Annotated in this window: 9 protein-coding genes and 4 pseudogenes; 5 read left to right on the top strand and 8 right to left on the bottom strand. The window is 69.7% G+C overall.

Going from position 1 to position 16,957, the window contains the following annotated elements; all coding sequences use genetic code 11:
* Window positions 1–39 precede the first annotated feature (39 nt).
* Window positions 40–189, top strand: a pseudogene (locus tag IH09_RS40580) (DUF255 domain-containing protein); the annotation flags it as partial.
* A gap of 160 nt (window positions 190–349) precedes the next feature.
* Here the strand turns inward: IH09_RS40580 and IH09_RS10830 are convergent.
* From IH09_RS10830 to IH09_RS38940, 6 genes are all read right to left on the bottom strand, one after another.
* A complete protein-coding gene (locus IH09_RS10830) occupies window positions 350–1,093 on the bottom strand; it encodes a type I-E CRISPR-associated protein Cas6/Cse3/CasE (protein WP_052855921.1) in 744 nt (247 codons plus the stop codon).
* Between the two features lie 2 nt (window positions 1,094–1,095).
* Window positions 1,096–1,995, bottom strand: coding sequence for a type I-E CRISPR-associated protein Cas5/CasD (gene cas5e, locus IH09_RS10825; RefSeq protein ID WP_052855920.1), 900 nt, complete (start codon window positions 1,993–1,995; stop codon window positions 1,096–1,098).
* Window positions 1,992–3,344, bottom strand: coding sequence for a type I-E CRISPR-associated protein Cas7/Cse4/CasC (locus tag IH09_RS10820; protein WP_052855919.1), 1,353 nt, complete (start codon window positions 3,342–3,344; stop codon window positions 1,992–1,994). Before IH09_RS10820 ends, cas5e begins: the two co-directional genes overlap by 4 nt.
* A gap of 43 nt (window positions 3,345–3,387) precedes the next feature.
* Window positions 3,388–3,948, bottom strand: coding sequence for a type I-E CRISPR-associated protein Cse2/CasB (gene casB, locus IH09_RS10815; RefSeq protein WP_052855918.1), 561 nt, complete (start codon window positions 3,946–3,948; stop codon window positions 3,388–3,390).
* Complete coding sequence (locus tag IH09_RS10810; protein ID WP_205379901.1) at window positions 3,945–5,573, bottom strand: type I-E CRISPR-associated protein Cse1/CasA; 1,629 nt, start codon at window positions 5,571–5,573, stop codon at window positions 3,945–3,947. The genes casB and IH09_RS10810 overlap by 4 nt, the downstream gene beginning before the upstream one ends.
* Window positions 5,574–6,398: 825 nt before the next feature.
* Window positions 6,399–6,575: a hypothetical protein gene (locus IH09_RS38940; RefSeq protein ID WP_190233256.1), complete on the bottom strand. Its 177-nt coding sequence runs from the start codon at window positions 6,573–6,575 to the stop codon at window positions 6,399–6,401.
* Between the two features lie 224 nt (window positions 6,576–6,799).
* Between IH09_RS38940 and IH09_RS10805 the strand changes: the two genes are divergently transcribed.
* Window positions 6,800–10,792 (top strand): hypothetical protein, encoded by a 3,993-nt coding sequence (locus IH09_RS10805; protein ID WP_052855917.1) that lies wholly within the window; start codon window positions 6,800–6,802, stop codon window positions 10,790–10,792.
* A 146-nt stretch (window positions 10,793–10,938) separates the two neighbouring features.
* Here IH09_RS10805 and IH09_RS39760 read toward each other — a convergent pair.
* Window positions 10,939–11,253: pseudogene (locus IH09_RS39760) on the bottom strand (hypothetical protein).
* A gap of 233 nt (window positions 11,254–11,486) precedes the next feature.
* Between IH09_RS39760 and IH09_RS10800 the strand changes: the two are divergent.
* The 3 genes and pseudogenes from IH09_RS10800 to IH09_RS10790 all read left to right on the top strand — a co-directional run bounded on the left by IH09_RS10800 (window position 11,487) and on the right by IH09_RS10790 (window position 16,181).
* Window positions 11,487–13,546: pseudogene (locus IH09_RS10800) on the top strand (thioredoxin domain-containing protein).
* 237 nt (window positions 13,547–13,783) lie between these two features.
* A pseudogene (locus IH09_RS10795) lies at window positions 13,784–14,787 on the top strand (zinc-binding dehydrogenase).
* Window positions 14,788–14,828: 41 nt separating this feature from the next.
* On the top strand, window positions 14,829–16,181 hold the full coding sequence (locus tag IH09_RS10790) for an amidase (RefSeq protein ID WP_052855916.1): 1,353 nt from the start codon (window positions 14,829–14,831) through the stop codon (window positions 16,179–16,181).
* 15 nt (window positions 16,182–16,196) lie between these two features.
* Here the strand turns inward: IH09_RS10790 and IH09_RS10785 are convergent, their stop codons facing one another.
* Window positions 16,197–16,832 (bottom strand): TetR/AcrR family transcriptional regulator, encoded by a 636-nt coding sequence (locus tag IH09_RS10785; protein WP_052855915.1) that lies wholly within the window; start codon window positions 16,830–16,832, stop codon window positions 16,197–16,199.
* Window positions 16,833–16,957 lie beyond the last annotated feature (125 nt).

Below are 16,957 nucleotides of genomic sequence, written 5' to 3'. Positions count from 1 at the left end.
ATCTGGAACCTAGCAGAATCGTTTTTTCATTCAATCCACGTGTCCCTGGCCGGGCACGGGTGCAAGGGCTGCGACGCCGACGCGGCCTCGCCTTGCCTCCAGCAGCACGCCGACAACCCCGTCGACTGGTGGTCCTGGAGCCCGGAGGCGTTCACCGAGGCGCGGGAGCGGGGCGTGCCGGTGCTGCTCGGGACGCAAAGCGTGCCTGGACGGCGGGGAGACAGGCACGCGGTGGCTTTTCCCGAGTACTGCGTCCAGACCGCTCGTATGTGGAGAGCCCTGCCGTCGGCGCCGAACGCTGGCGGCGGCATCCGCGAGAGAGTTCGTCTCTGGTCGGCTGTTGAGCGGTTCAGCGTACGAGGATCAGCCCGCAGCTGTACGCGCGCGCGTGACCGATGCCCTGAGCGAGGGCCGCGACGAAGGTCTTGGGGTCGGTGACCGTGAGGGTGCCTTTGATTTCCGCACGAGCGATGCGCAGGCCCTTATGCGGTGCTGGGCTCGAGATGTTCGGGAGCATGCGTACGGCGATCCGATCGGTATCGGCGTCCGCTCCGATGCGGGTGACGCCGTCCGGGGCGATCGCGGGTTCGCCGGGCGGTTGGAGGCGGCGCGCGAACCATCCCTTCACGTGTTCGGGGCGTGTGTGGGGGACGCGGGTACCCCGGGTCTTCGGCGGAGAGCCCGGTGGAGGTGGAACGCTGCGGACGGGATTGACGACCGTGCGGAAGGCGACCCTGTCGCCGAAGCTGAAGGTGCGGTCGATGGTAAGAGGCTCCGGCTTCTCGGCCAGGGCCGTACGGGGAATGCCACTCCAGTCAGCGGGGAGTGACGACTGGACCACCAGGTTGAGCCGCGCCTGCCGGAGGTCGACGGTCCAGGTCGACAGGATGCCCATCTGGGCACGAGGGTCCGGGCTGCCATCGTCCACCCAGCCGGGGAAGCCGCTCATGACGGTTCGGTGCATATCCTGTGCGTCGATGAGCGATTTGCCGGCGAACGGATGCCGGGCATCCAGGGTCAGCAGACTCTGCGCGGCGACGAATCTGGCGGCCCGACCCGCGTCCGACGACACATTCGACGCGGTGGTGTTCATGTTCACAGGATGATGTCCCATCCACGGGCGTGTGCGGCGATGGTGATGCGGTGGCGGGTCTCCCAGCGGAGGCTGTGGATCCCTCCGTCCGCCCCGAATTGCACGGGCTGGTCGGACAGGGGGCCGACGCCGGGGAGTGGCCGTCTGCTCTCGATCCAGGCCCATGGGCGTACGTGCCGCGCGGCTGCCGACAGCTCGGCTTCGGGACCGACAGCATCAGGAAGCAGGGAGTGTGTCTCGAAGACTTCCTTGAGCGAGCCCGGAGCGATACCGACGGCGAGGTCACCCGACGGCGGACAGGCTTTGCGGCCGAGCCAGAGCAGCCTCTTCGGGTACTCCAGGGCGTGGGCCACACGTTCCAAGAGAGCTCTGTCCTGGTGTTCCAGACCGACAAGGAAGGCGGCGTCGGCGAGATACCAGCGCTCTGTGATCAGGCTGTGGCGGCGAACCTCTCCGGAGACGAGCACTCCTGACCTCGGGTCGGCGACGACGTACTTCGGTGAGCCATACCAGGCATGCAGCTCGGCACGTCCGAACGGACCGGGCTCCAGGGCGTCGTCCGGCGACGGCACCGGCAATGGGTCCGTGGTCGCTTTGGCAGCTCGCTGGTGGTCGGTGATCAGGTCCCGCGGGCGCAGCGGATACTTTCCACCGCCAACCGTGTGGTAATCGCGAAGCGACGTGCCGGGCCGGTCGGCCCGCACTCCGAAGCGCACCTCGGCGAGTTCCCCAAGAAGTTCTTCCCGGGGCAGCCCGAGGGCTGCGGCGCATAGACCGATCACGCCCGATTTCGTCGGGCGGCTGTGTGTGTCGCGACGGGCGAATCTGCCGGCGATGCCCCAGGACTGCAGGGGGCCGGCCAACCGGATGAGGAGGACATGCGAGTCGTTCGTGTCGCTCACGATGTGAGGTCCTCGGCTCGCTCCACCACAGACAGCGACTCCGGCAGTTCCAGCTCTCCCAGGAGGAGATCGATCTCAGGGTCGTACGTGAGCAACCGTGTGGTACGCAGATCGCCGCGACGACGGCTGACGAAAGTGTGGTGGCGCAGCAGTCTGCGTACGGCGGCGGGTCCCGCCGGCCCTTCTCCACCAGCCGACAGGGGCCCCTCGTCGACCGGCCTCTGAAAGGCGGACGCGTAGTTGTAGGGGCGTTCCCCTTCGAAGGCGAGGACGAGCGACGGCAGCGATCCAGTGGACGCGGTGGAGTTCTTCTTCGCTTCCGGAAATGCTTCTACGAAGGAGTTCACGAACTCTTTCTCGGCCTCGGACGCCACCTGTTCGGCCTCGGCCTCGTCCATTCCGGATACCCTCAGATTGATGCGAAGCTGCGTTCGATCGAGGACTGCGTGTCGGTAAAAGGTGCCGGAGATCAGGGACTGGTACCCGGTCATCCCCGCGCCGGCGTCGTCCGCGGCATCGAGGAAATCGAGAGCGTTGCGTTTGCGATCGAGCTTCGCATCATCGGCGGCCGCATAGAAGTCCTCGATCTGTTCTGCTTCGTGCACGGTGAAGGCATGCCCTGTCTGGACGGCGCCGTCGACGTTGGGCGAGTCGGGAATCTCGGCGAGGAATCGACCGTAGAGAGCGATGTCCACGGCGTCCCGAGGAGCGAGGGCCAGCAGAACGGCGTCGCGGGTGGCCTTGGGCAGCGGAGGCAGGGCGACGGCCGTAGCGGCCTCCGCGGTGGTCTCCTCCGTATCCAGTACTGTCGCGTCCTTCTTCCTGGCCCCGCGGCGTGTCTTCTTCGCCGCCTCGGTGCGAGCCTGAGCTTCAAGATAGGTGTCGCGCCACTCCTCGACCTCCGCTGCCTGGCTGACGATGTGTCGCGCGATCTTCGCTCCGGCGTCGGACGGCGCGAAGATGAGCACCTTGGTCAGATTGGCCACGGTCTTCTTCTTCGGATCGCCGAATTTGAGACCGCTGGCTTCCATCACCGCACGGGCCGTGATCAGAGCCCTCTCCCGGTCCCAGCCATGGGCGGACTCGAGTTCACGTCCGGCCAGAAGGGCCCACTCCCGGGTGCGGACGCCCATGCTTCGTCCCTTGAGCTCCCCCAAGCCGGCGTTGGCCCGGTTGCGGGTGTGGACCCGCTCGGCGCGCCTGCGGGCCTGGCTCGTGATCATGTGGCGTTCCACACCGCCGAAGACCAGGGACTTGGGCTGTCCATTCTCGTCGCGTACCGGAAGGACGGCAGCCAGGGTCTCGATGAGATGCAAGGAGAGGAACTGGCCCCGAGGTGGCTCGGCCACGAGGTGGTGTCCTTTCGAGTCGTCGGTGCAGGAGTCGCTCGCGTCATGGGTTCGTTTCATGCTTCCCGACTATTCCCGGAGGGGTGTGGAAATGGACCGACCACTCGTAAGCGATGCGCGCCTTGCGGTCGTTCCACTGGATGAGGTCTTCGGTCAGGGTGGTCCAGGACGGTGGCGGCTGTTCACAGGACCGGAGCCGAGTGATCGCGTGCTGGAGGTGCCGCCAGGGAACACGTCGGCTCGCGACGACACGGTCCAGAAGCCGCTGAGCGCCGGGATTGTCCGGCCCGCGCCCCGACCCGTCCCCGATCCTGCGGGCTGCGGCCCCCAGACTGCCGTGGCCGTACGAAGGTGTGGGGCGCCCCTGGTGGTAGACCGCGAACAGGAAGGCCATCCGCTCGAAGAGGTCGCGGTGGTCGTCGCCCCCGTACCAGCCCGCGCGGATGTGCGCGTTGGTACGAACCCGGGACCGGCGGAGTTCGGCGAGCGTCCCGTACTCGCGGTTGCGGACGAGGGCGGTGAGCCAAGTGGTGAGTGCCGCGCTGTCGTGCGGGAAGCGGGGCGTCCCCGTCTCCGTGCCGGCCGACGAATCCTGCTCGGTCAAGTGCTGTCTCCCCCTCGGAGTTCGGCCGGGGCTCGGTCGCCGGACACGGCCTCCTCGAAAAGTCGCACGGCCCGAGTCCGCGCTCGGTTATAGCGGTCGCCGGGCGGCAGGGTGTCGAGGAGCTGGAGCAACCGGGTGCGAGCCGTGATCATCAACTTCAGTGCGTAGGCGACCAAGGGAGCGGACACCGGGTCGTCGTCCTCGAGCCCCCGGTCGATCACCTCGTCCAGCAGTTTGTGAAACGGGTCCTCGGCTGCGGGCCAGAAGTCGTACCGGGCATCGAGACGTGCCACCTGACCGGCCTCGTCCGCGGTCTTCATGGCGGGGAACGCGGTCTCCGCGGCTACGATCGCCGCGTTCTTGAGAGTCCGCGCTATGTATTCGGCAATGTCCGAGCCGCGGTGGGACGCGCGGTAGAGATGTGCGGCCATGCCCGGGGCGTAGGGGTAGGCGCCGTGGGTCCAGATGACGGGGAGCGTCTTGTTGGTCAGAAGGCCGACAGCCCAGAGATGGTACGGGGCACCCTGCTGCGTTTCCGGGCCCGGCCCCTCCGGCTCTGGTCGCCGGTACGGGAGAAGGGACCGCAGCCGCGCGTACATCCCGCCCTGGCCCTCGTTGACGGCGCCGTACAGAGCATGGGCCTGTTGCCAGAGGGCTCGGCTGGGCGAGGGCCACAGGGGCTTGGACACACCGTTTGTCGTCGTGCTGTACACGGCGTCCTGAAGATGACGCGCCGGGTCGAGATCCAGTACCTCACCGGCTCCGATCAGAACCCGGTCGACCATAAGCTGCCCGTGTGGACCGCGTACTGGACGCAGCAGTACGGAACGTCCCAGGGCGCTGTGCAGATCCGCCGAGCTCCGTGGTGCCCGGGGCTTCCGTTTCTCTTCGAACCTGCGCTGCTCGAAGACGGACGTGGTCCAGGAGGTGTTGAGTGGCTTCCCCGGCCCGTCGGGCGGATAGAGGTTCAGGCGCAGCGTCTCGCCGAGCGTTCCTCCCAGGGCGACGACCCGGATCCGACCCGTCAGACGGCCCGCCGCGAGATTGGTGACCCTGGCGCCGAGCTCGCCCCCGGACATGCGTGCCCGTCCATAAGGGCCGTAGACGTGTTGTGTGAGGGTGGCGCGGAAAGCGTCCGCTGCCGGGAGAGGGTTGTCGCGTTCGAGATGATGGTGGTCGAAGTGCTGGTTGTAGTCACCGGAGTGCTCGATGATCAGCTGAGCGGTTCCGGTGCCGCTCTTGCGGAGATCCTCCGACAGGTCGGAATTCTGTGCCAGGGGATTCGTGGGATGGAACAAGTCCCAGGAGCCCGCCGGTTGCTTCAACAGCCACTCGGCGGCCGGCGCGAGGGGCCTTTGGCCAAGGATCCAGGCGTTCCAGTCCTCGTCGGAGGACGGACAGGTGCCGGAGGCGAAGCAGATGGCCAGCAAGTACTCGATGATGGCGACGGTCTCGCCCGGCGAGGTGCAGTCGAGGGCGGCCAGTTCGTCGGCCCGGGTGAGAAGCGAGCTCAGGGAGTGGTGCGCGGTCGCACCGTCGAGGTCGACGGCGGGGATACACGGCTGGAAGCGAGGATCCCAGCTGGCGCGCTGTCCGGCGGGAATCGGCGGTCGGGCCTCGGGCAAGTCCGTGCCACCTCCTTCTGTTCAATCGCCTGAAAACCAACAGGTGGTGGCTCCGACGAGGGCGGTGTCCCCGCATCGAGTCGTACTCCGGTCGGTCCGTGGAGACCGGAAGTGCGGGACGCCCCCGCCCACGCGGGGAAGAGCCCATTCCAGGGCTCTGCAGGCTCCCGACGGGCCACTCCCGCAGTGAGCGGGAAGCGCTTCGCCGGCCTTGATGGTCCTTGTTGGTTCAAGTACTCGATCACTCGGCCCGATGGCACCTACGTAAAGGTCTAAAATCAGGGATTGCCGATGTCTCGGCACCCCTGGCAGTACCCCACCGGGAGACCGGCGGGATGCGCGTGGTTCCCGTCCCGTGAGCGCGGAACGGGAACCACTCACTGCTGGGGTCGGCCGTTCTCGACGCCTAGGTTGCGTCGAGAACGGTCATTTACCAGAGGTAGTCGACCACCTTGGCCATTACTGCGCTGACCACTCCGGCCACCAGGATGAGGAACAGCTCCTCCCTGCGGCGCCCCAGCCACTTACGTGCTGCTTTTCCCATGCCACTCCTTCCGCTTCGGGGTCTGCAGCTCTGCGACCGCAGAGCTGCAGGCAACGCTGCGGCTTGAGCGGGTGGCAACACAGGAATGTTCTACAGCAACGCCCGCTCTTGAGGGCAGATTTCAAGACATCGATGCTTCGGTAGCGAATGTCACACACCCATCAAGCGCACTACAGGCCCCCGAGTTCCAGTGCAAGGCCGTGCACTCGATTCGCTTGATCAAGGCCCGCGACAAGCGCCGGTGCGGTCGGTGCGTGCGGCATCGGATGCCTTCCCCGCGCTCAACGCGGTCGTCGACGCACAAGGATGCTGAGCGTCGTCCGCGCGTCCTTGCGGCGATCCTGTGCGGAGGCGAGGACGGATACGAGGGCAACGGTGAGCAGGGCGACCGCATAGAGTAGGCCGGCAATCCCACTCAACAGCAGGGTGTAAGGCAGAAGTTGGGGGAGCTGGGACATGGGCCATCCTTCTGGCGGGAGCTGGTTTCGGCTGCTGTGGTGAGGGCTCCAGACTGACGGCGGCGGCCTTGTGCCGTGAAGTTGCGCCGACCATTGCGCCACGGTTTCCGCAGGTCAAGCGCCTGAGGTCGTACAACGGAGGCCGAGTTTTCCGCGCAGCGAACACGGACGGGAGCGGGCTGGTGAAGGGTTCAGCCAGACGTGCGAGGAACAAGCTGCACAGAATGCTGCAGGAGACGTGGAACTCCGAGAGGCTCACTTATGACGGCGTGGCCAAGGAGTTGGATGTCCCTCGCTCGACGCTGCAGAGCTGGATCGGGGGGAAGACGGTCCCCTCGCCGGATCGAGTGCGTGACTTCTTGGCCGTAGTGGCCAGGTCGCAGAGCGCGCACAGCACCCCGACGTACTCGGACGCCGAGTGGGAAGCCACCTTGCGGGCCGCGAAGGAGGAGGCAAGAGGCGCGCAGCACGAGCAGATCTCTGTGAACCGGCGGCAGGCGGACCCCGGCCTTCGCTTCATCGGGTTGCACGGTTCGGCCCCCGAGGTTTCCGTGACCGAGATCCGCGCGCGGGCGAACGAACGTACGGAGATGAAGGTGTTTGTCCAGGAATCCCGTCCCGGGGCACCGTCCTACCTGTGCTGGCACGCCGACGGCCCCGTGGGCAAGACGACGCTGCTCGCCGGTTACGTCCGTCAGAAACCCCCCATCGGTAGCGACATCCTGACCTTCTTCGTCTCAGCGGCCCATGGCACGGACACGCGAGCCGAGTTCGAGAACGAGATCGCCGGCCAGATCGACCGTTTTCTCGGCAGGTCAGGGAGCCCGGTCCCAAAGGGTGCCCGGGCGTGGAACGCCCTCTTCGCCGAAGCGGCCGCCAAGAGCGCGAGGTGCGGACGGAACCTTCTGCTCGTGGTCGACGGACTTGACGACGATGTGGCCTGGTCGGGCCACGTGTCCGGGCCGGGCCTGGCAGGCAAGGGCGGGACTCCGAAGCCCAGGGCCCACTTCGGGGGCAAACCCGAGAGCCCGGCCCGAGTCGTACGGAGACCAGCGAGCAAGAGCATCGCCGCGCTTCTGCCCTCCCTCCCCCCGCCCAATATGCGCGTCATCGTCTCTCTCCGGCGCTGTGCCCCCCTTCCCCGCGACGTTTCCGAGAAGCGGCATCCGCTGCGTCAGAGCCGTCATCTGCGAACGCTCCTGCCCATCGTCGGGGTACCGAAGCGCCGGCAGCCACCACCCGACGCCGCTGCGCTGGGCGAACCGGTCGCGGCGCTGCTGGCTGTGGCGGACGGCGGCCTACGGACCACGGATCTGGCGGAGCTGACCGGGCTCTCCGCAGACCATCTTGACCGCTTGGTGCAGGGCCCGGCGGGGCGCGCCCTCGTGACCGAGGATCCACTGCTCGGGACGTATGCCTTGGCGGACTCTCACCTCGTGCGCGCGGTGCGCGAGGACTTGGGAGAGGCCACGGTCCTGCGGTACACCGAGGAACTGCTGATCTGGTCGCGGAGGTGGCACGCGGCCGGATGGCCGGACGACACTCCTCCGTACCCTTTGAGACATCAGCTCCGCCTGCTGACCGGTACCGCCGAACGCGCGGCGTACATCCTCGACTTGCTCCGTCTGCGTCAGCTCGCCCGCACAGTCGGGCCGGACATCCCGCTCGCCCAGCTGGACTCCTTCGAGAGGGAGATCAGTGCGACGGCGGACATCACATCCGACGCCGACCGTCTGGCGACACTCACCTCCCTATACGGTGCGCGGTCCCTGCTGCGCCGGGCGCACGACACGTACGTGCCCGACGGAGCCCCGGCTCTTTACGTCAGGCTCGGGGATGCCGAGCGCGCACGTGGCTTGGCCCGCTCCGCGCCCACGGCCGTCGACAGGGCCGTACACCTGGCGGACATGGCGGTGGAACTGGCGTACGCGGGACAGCCCTCCGTGGGACGGGCCAACCTGAATGCCGATGCCCTCGTGCGGGAGACAGCGGAGTGGCTGGCCCGGGACCGTGCGCATCAGGGTTATACCGGTGCCTTCCGAGACCCCGAGCCGTACGTACGACTCCTCTGCGCCGCCGGGACGCTCGCCCGTCTGAACGGTCCCGGCGCCGCCCGGCCCATATTCCGCGCAGTGCTCCAGGGCCCAGCGGCTGGGACAGCAGCGATCACCGAGGCGGCGGGGAAACTGGATGCCGTCATGACGCTGTACTCCCGGGCGGAGACGCTCAGCGCGGGTGACCTGCGCGCCCGGACCGCGGCAGTGGAACTCTACGGCGCGTTGGCGCAGGTAGCGCCCTACCTCGGCCGCTACGCCGGTAATCGCATCGAGGCCGTCTGCGAGGAGCTCGGCGACACGGAAGGACTGAGATCGGTCGACGTCCTGGCCACCGCGGCGTCTGTGCTCGTCGCTCTGCCCGCCAAGCGACACCGCCGGGCCGCCGAACAGCTGCGGAAGGCCCGAGCCCGGATGCATCAGGCGATCGAGGCGCTGAGGGACTCCGATTCCCCGTCCGATGCCTTGTCCGAAGCTGATCGCGCCCACCTGCGACGCGAACTCGCTGGGACACTGGAGCGCCTGGCCATGGCCACAGTGGCCATGGAGGCGATGGGCGACCCTGACGGCATCAGGCATCAGATGGAGGCAGTACCGGAAGACCATCGCGTCGGGATGCTCGGTGACCCCCTGCTGGAACGGGCGCAATCGATCCTTGATGCAGCTGAGATCGAGAGGGCGCGACGGGCCGACAAGACAGCGCAGGCGGCTGCCGAGAAGAGCGAGATGGAGCGCAAGGCAAAGCGCAGGAAAGATGATGCCGAACGGGCGGTGTTGAGAAAGGCGCGGATGGCCCACAGTGCACAAGTCACCCAGACGCCACAGCCCACACAGACAGAACCCGAGGACACACGGTCTTCCTCCCCGCCCCGCCGCCCTAACCCGCACCGGCGATCGACCGGCCTGCTGCGCCCCGGCGACGGCCCGTACCCCGATCGCCCGGAGCAGCCTCTTCTTCCCCTGCTTCTAGAGGCGGACGACCAGGTGAGCGCGGGTCATCTCCTCCGCGCCCGGGAACTTCTGGAGGCGGCCCTGCGAAGCCGCCCTGCAGCACAGCCCGCAAGCTCCTCGTATCTCCCCGAAGGCTGGACTGTAGAACTCTGCCAGGCCATGGGCGCGGCAGGCGCATCGGACGAGGCCGAAGCACTCGTGCAGCACCTGCCTGACACACATGCCCGCGCGCGGCACCTGGCGGCTTTCTCCCTCGGTTGTTCCCTCGCCGGACACGATGATCCGGGCACCCGCTACGCCCGAGCGGCGGCCAGGCTGGTACTCGCCGGAACCGCCCCCGATCTGGCTAACGCCGTGGCCCAGGCTCTCGCCCATGCCGGGGACGAGGCCGCGGCCACGGCGATGGCAACGGGAGATACCGCGCAACGGCTGCAGGCGCTGACGGCCGTCGCCGCCGGGCTCGTACGACACTGCCCGGAGGCGGCGGCACGCGTCGCCGAGCCGCTGGTGGAGGTCCTCGCACGGCGGATGGGGACGGGTAGCCCACATGTTCCTCTCCCCGAGCTGGCGGCGCTGCTTCTTGCCTTCCCGGATGTCCGGAACCCAGCCCCCCGGCTGAGCGACGTGCTTGGCCGGGCTGCGCACCGCGTGGCTGCGCCCTCCATGGCGGCGCCGGCATGGTCGATGGCCGTCCTTGCCCTGCTGGAACGGCTCCGTTGCCTTCCGGACGAAGCCGTGAGCGCCGTCGAAAGTTCGGTCGGCAGATGGCGGCGCGCCCGTCACTCGGGACCGCAGCCCCCTGCGGAACTGGCACTCCTGGCAGCGGTGAACGGCGACACCGCCGCTGTGTTGCGGCACGCCGACGCGGCGCGGACGCCGGACGGCCGGGCGACGGCGCTTGGTACCGCCGCCACGCACCTGGCGGGCACCCAGGTGGCGCCGGCCGCAGACAGCGGTGCCCACGACCGGGTGATCCGGACCTGCCTGGCACTGGCCCGAGCCGCCGACCACGGCAGTCCTCCCGCTGAGGAGACGGCCCGGGACATCGTGCTGGAGCTCTTGCGATCCGACGCGTGGACTCGCACGATCCCGCTGCTCCCCTCACTCGCCCCTGGGGCGCTGGGGTATCTGGGCGCCATGGCGAGGGACATGACCGTCCTACGGAAGCATCCGCTGATGGAGGCACGTCGACTTGAGGGGGGAGAGCCCTGAGGCTCGGTCGTCTCGGGGCGCTTGCTTCGACGGAGCCTATGCGGGCTTCCTCGAACGGATCGGGCGCTGTGAGAGTCCGGGGCGCATGAGTCGGCTGGTGTGACCTCGCCCTGTCTACTTCAGCACGCCGACAACCGGGTTGACTGTCAGCCTTGGAAACAGGTGGCGTTCGGCGAGGCGGAGCGGCGCGCTACCCGCCCTGCGATGATCACATGGCTTCCGCAGAGCTTCGACCAGTCGTCGCGGTCGGAGATCAGGACGACCACGGGGCCGGAACCCGGACCATCGAGTCCTCCGGGCTGACCGATTCCACCCGCAGTCGGGAGAGGGCCCATCGTAATCGTGCCAGGTCCGTCATTCCCCTGTGCTGCTTCGACGACAGTGAGTGCGGAGACAAGGACAGGAGTTCCGACGTACCGGGATGGTTCGATGCGATCCGCCATCCTGCGGTCGTTGCGCAGGAGGAGGGAGAGCGCCTTCCGGCATCAGCGAGCCAGCCAGCTGCTGGGACGTGCGAGGGCGCCGAGAGCGCTTGAGAGCCGGTGTAGCGGCTCCGGCGGGGCCCACTGACCTCGCGTCAACCAGGTCACAATCACCGAAGTGAGGCGGCCCGCCCGCAGGGCGGTCTGTGGCGGCCGTGCTTCGTGCACGCGTGATCACGCGTGCACGATCCTCGTCGTGCAACGATGGAGGTATGAACCGACTGGCAAAATCCCAGTCGCCCTATCTCCTCCAGCACGCCTCCAATCCTGTGGACTGGTGGCCATGGGGAGAGGAGGCGATGCAAGAGGCCAAGCGGCGCGACGTACCCATCCTTCTCTCGGTGGGATATTCGTCGTGCCACTTAGGTCCGCTGACCACTGGTGCCACGTCATGGCCCACGAAAGTTTCGAGGACCCCGGCACCGCCGCGCTGCTCAACGACCACTTCGTGGCCGTGAAGGTCGACCGGGAGGAGCGGCCGGATGTCGACGCCGTCTATATGGAGGCCGTCCAGGCCGCCACCGGGCAGGGCGGCTGGCCCATGACGGTTTTTCTCACGCCCGACGCCGAGCCCTTCTACTTCGGCACGTACTTCCCGCCCGCGCCGCGTCATGGCATGCCGTCCTTCCCGCAGGTTCTGGAGGGTGTGCGGAGTGCCTGGGCCGACCGCCGCGAGGAGGTCGGTGAGGTCGCCGGGCGGATCGCCGCCGATCTGGCGGGGCGCTCGATGTCCGGGGCGTTGTCACCGGACCGGCGGCCGCCGGGCCCGGAGGAGCTGCATACGGCGCTGATGGGCCTGACCCGGGAGTTCGACGCGGTGCACGGCGGATTCGGCGGTGCGCCCAAGTTCCCGCCGTCCATGGTGCTGGAGTTCCTGCTCCGCCACCACGCGCGCACCGGTTCGGCGGCGGCGCTGGAGATGGTGCAGGCGACCTGTGCGGCGATGGCCCGCGGCGGTATCTACGACCAGCTCGGCGGCGGTTTCGCGCGCTATGCGGTGGACGCCACCTGGACCGTGCCCCACTTCGAGAAAATGCTCTACGACAACGCTCTCCTCTGCCGGACCTACGCGCACCTGTGGCGGGCCACCGGCTCGGATCTGGCCCGCCGGATCGCCGTCGAGACCGCCGACTTCATGGTGCGCGAGCTCCGTACGGAACAGGGCGGCTTCGCCTCTGCGCTCGATGCGGACAGCGACGACGGTACGGGCGCGCACACCGAGGGCGCGTACTACGTGTGGACGCCCGAGCAGCTGCGGGCGGTGCTCGGTGCGGAGGATGCCGAGTTCGCCGCGGGGTACTTCGGGGTGACCCCCGAGGGCACGTTCGAGGAGGGCGCCTCGGTCCTCCAGCTCCCGGACACGGAGGGTCTGGTGGACGCCGAGCGGGTCGTCTCCGTCACGCGGCGGCTGCTCGCGGCCCGTGCGCGGCGGCCGCGTCCCGCACGGGACGACAAGATCGTCGCCTCCTGGAACGGGCTGGCCGTCGCCGCGCTCGCCGAGACCGGTGCGTACTTCGACCGCCCCGACCTGATCCAGGCCGCCACCGACGCCGCCGACCTCCTGATCCGCGTCCACATGGACTGGCAGGCCCGGTTGCACCGCACCTCGCGCGACGGCGTGGCCGGGGCCAACTCCGGTGTCCTGGAGGATTACGCGAACGTCGCCGAGGGCCTCCTGACGCTGGGCTCGGTCACGGGGGAGGGGGTCTGGGCGGAGTTCGCGGGCTTCTTCCTGGACACCGTGCTGGTCCAGTTCAGCGCCGAGGACGGTTCGCTCTACGACACCGCCGCCGACGCGGAGCCGCTGATCCGCCGCCCCCAGGACCCGACCGACAACGCCACGCCCTCCGGCTGGACGGCCGCCGCCGGGGCGCTGCTCTCGTACGCGGCGCTGACCGGCAGCGCCCTCCACCGGGACGCCGCGGAACGCGCCCTGGGGGTCGTCACGGCGCTCGGCGGGCGGGCCCCGCGCTTCATCGGATGGGGGCTCGCGGTCGCCGAGGCCGCACTCGACGGGCCGCGCGAGGTCGCGGTCGTCGGCCCCCCGGACGACCCGGCCACCCGGGCCCTGCACCGCGCCGCGCTGCTCGGCACCGCCCCGGGGGCGGTCGTCGCGCTCGGCGCGCCGGGGTCCGACGACGCCCGCGAGGTGGTGCTGCTCCAGGACCGCCCGCTGGTCGACGGACGGCCGGCCGCGTACGTCTGCCGTAACTTCACCTGCGACCGGCCGACGACGGACCCGGAGGAGCTGGCGGAGCGGCTGCGGGGGTGAGGACGGGCGGGAGAGCTCCGAAAACCCATGGTGGGTGTGCGTGTCGCAATCCACGGCCGGTCGGCATCTTCCCGTCGTCGCCCGTAGGACGGCCCCGCGGCGTCCGGTGCGTGCTCTCGGTGTGCCGGGCGGAAGTCCTTGTACCGGAGTACCGGGGCTTTCGCTCGGTGCGGCGAGAGTGCGTGCCCGGCGTAGCGAGGCAGACCGGAAGGTGACGACAGGCCCTAGCCTCGGGCGATGACGAATCGTACGCATCGTGAAGTCCGCCTGGCCGCCCGCCCGCAGGGGCCGGTCACCGATGACCTCTTCGAGATCGTGACGGTGCCGGTCCCGGAACCGGGGCCCGGTCAGGTGCTCGTACGCAACACGCTCATGGGCGTCGCCGCCGTGATGCGCACCCAGATGGACGAGATCAGCGAGGTGCCGGTGCCCGGTTTCGGGCTCGGCGAGCCGCTGTACGGGCCGGCCGTCGGCGAGGTGGTCACCGCCAACGGGACCGGCCTCGTCCCCGGTGACCTGGTGCAGCACAACTCCGGCTGGCGTGAGTACGCCGTGCTGGACGCCGCCGCGGCGCAGCGGCTCGACCCCGGCCTGCTGCCCGACCCGGCGGGTTATCTCTCGCAGGGCCCCACCGCCTGGATGGGCGTGGTGCGGGGCGCCGAAGTGCGCCCCGGGGACACGGTGTTCGTCACCGGGGCGGCGGCGGCGTGGGCTCGCTCGCCGGCCAGATCGCCCGGCTGCGGGGCGCGACCCGGATCATCGGCAGCACGGGCTCACCGGAGAAGGCCGACCGGCTCCGCGCGGAACTGGGCTACGACGCCGTGGTGATCCGCGGCGCCGGTCCCGTCGAGGAGCAGCTGCGCGCGGCCGCCCCGGAGGGCATCGACGCGCTCTTCGACAACGTCGGCGGCGAGCAGCTGCAGGCCGCCATCGCGGTCGCCGTACGGGGCGCCCGCTTCGCGCTCGTCGGCGCGCTGGCCGGCCAGCTCGCCGGTGCCGGTCCGCGCACCACCGAGATCGACACGCTAGCGGTGATCTCCCGTGGCATCACGTTGCGCGGCGTCGCGCTGTACGACCACCGGGATCTGATCCCGGAGTGGCTCACGCAGTTCGGACGGGGCCTGCGTGACGGCACACTCACCTTCCCGCACACCCGTCTGCGGGGCATCGACCAGGCGCCGCGCGCACTGCGTGAGCTGATCGGCGGGCGCCATCTGGGCGCGGTACTCGTCGAGTTGTGAGCGGGCGGGGCACCGGCGGGCCGCGGTTGTAGCGTGCCAGGATGCAGACTTTGCTCGGGCACCTGTCCCTCGTCCAGGAAGCCGCCTCGCTACGGGACGGCACGGCCGGCCCCGCCGACGCGGTGCGCCGCTGCTGCGACCGTATCGACGCCATCGACTCCCGGGTGCGCGCCTTCGTGCCGGAACCGGAGCGGCGCGCCCGACTGCTGGCGGCGGCGCGGGAGTTGGCGGCTGGCCCGCGGGACGTGGCCGGTCGGCCCGCCCTGTACGGCATCCCCGTCGGCGTCAAGGACATCGTGCACGTCGACGGGCTGCCCACCCGTGCGGGCGCCACGCTGCCGCCCGAGGTGCTCGGCGGTGCGCAGGCCACCGTGGTGGACCGGCTGCGCGCCGCCGGGGCGCTGATCGCGGGCAAGACCGTGACCGCGGAGTTCGCCGTCACGGCGCCCGGACCGACCCGCAATCCGCACAACCTGGCGCATACCCCCGGCGGTTCGAGCAGCGGCTCGGCGGCCGCGGTCGCCGCCGGTATGGTGCCGCTGGCCATCGGGACGCAGACCATCGGCTCGGTGATCCGCCCCGCCGCGTACTGCGGTGTGGTCGGTTTCAAACCGACGTACGGGCGGATCCCCATCGACGGGGTGATCCCCAATGCCGTCAGTTTCGACACCCTCGGGTGCTATGCCACGGACGTCGCCGGTGTCGCCCTCGCCGCTTCGGTGCTGTGCGACGGATGGCGGGGCGCGGCGGCGGGCACCGGGGCGGACGCGGGTGAGGGCGCGGCCCCGGGTGCGGCGGGCCGCCCGGTGCTGGGCGTGCCGGTGGGTCCCTATCTGGAGCGCGCCGACGCCGTCGCCCTGCGCGCCTTCGCGGAGCAGCGGGAACTGTTGCGCGCGGCCGGGTACGCCGTGCGCGAGGTGCCCGTGATGGACGACTTCGCGGAGATCGTCGAGCAGCTGTTCACGATGAACCGCTACGAGGTCGCGCGCGCCCACGCCGAGTGGTTCGCGCGCTTCGGCGACCGCTACCGGCCGGAGACGGCCGCGGCCGTCCGCGAGGGTCAGCCGATCGGGGACGCCGGCTACGAGGCGGCCCGGATCCGGCGCGCCGCGTTCCGCGCGCGACTCGCGGCGGACGCCGAAGCGGCCGGTATCGACCTGTGGATCTCCCCGTCGGCCACCGGGCCCGCGCCCGCCGACCTCACCACCACGGGAGCGTCGGTCATGTGCCTGCCGTGGAGCAACGCCGGGCTGCCGTCCGTCAGCCTGCCCGCCGGCCGGGCTTCGAGCGGTCTGCCGCTCGGACTCCAGCTCGTCGGCGGCGCCGGTGCGGACGAGGCGCTGCTGGACGCCGCGGCGGGGATCGAAGGCGCGCTGCGCGAGGGCGGGCGGTAGGGGGCGCGCCCGCCGTCAGAGGGTGAGTCCGTGGGTGAGGACGTCGAAGGTCTCGTTGATCAGCGTCTCCAGGTCGTCGGAGTGGCCGTCCTCGGCCCAGCGCAGCAGCGCCTCCTGAAGGGCCGCCAGGACGGCCGCGCTGATGACCCGCACGGCCAGGTCGCCCGTCGGGCGTCCGGAGCGTTCGGCCACCACGGCGCTGATCATCCGGGCGTCCCGTGCGGTGTGCTCCGCGGCCCGGCCCCGGAGGGCGGGTACGTCGCGTACCAGCCGGGTGCGCTGGACGAGTTCGGCGCGGTCCCGGGCGTTGCTCCGGCCCAGTGTCTCGACGGCGATCCGCCGCAGCGATTCGACCACCGGCTCGGTCGCGGGCCGGTCGCGGATGGCGGCCTCCAGCACGGTGTCGTACTCGTCCGTCAGCACGATGTCCTCCTTGGTGGGGAAGTAGCGGAAGACGGTGCTGGGTGAGACGTCCGCGGCCTCGGCGATCTGGTCGACGGGGGTCGCGTCGTAGCCCTGCTTCTCGAAGAGCCGGTAGGCGGCCCGGCGGATGGCCTGCCGGGTCTGCATCTTCTTCCGCTCGCGCAGCCCGGTCTTCGGCGCCTTGGGCGGGGTGGCGGTGGAGGTACGTGCGGTGACCATGAAGGTCATTGTCGGGTACCAGGTGTCCCAGTGGCCACGGTCGTGCCGTGCGCGGATCCGTTCCCGCCACCCCGGCCGGAGGTGGGTGCCGCACCGTCACGAGGAGTCGTGACGTCCGGTGCGCCGCCGGGAGT

The organism is Streptomyces celluloflavus (genome assembly GCA_000720995.1).
GTDB lineage: Bacteria > Actinomycetota > Actinomycetes > Streptomycetales > Streptomycetaceae > Streptomyces > Streptomyces celluloflavus.
The sequence above is the reverse complement of the archived record's forward strand: the minus strand, read 5'-3'. Positions and strand labels throughout refer to the sequence as shown.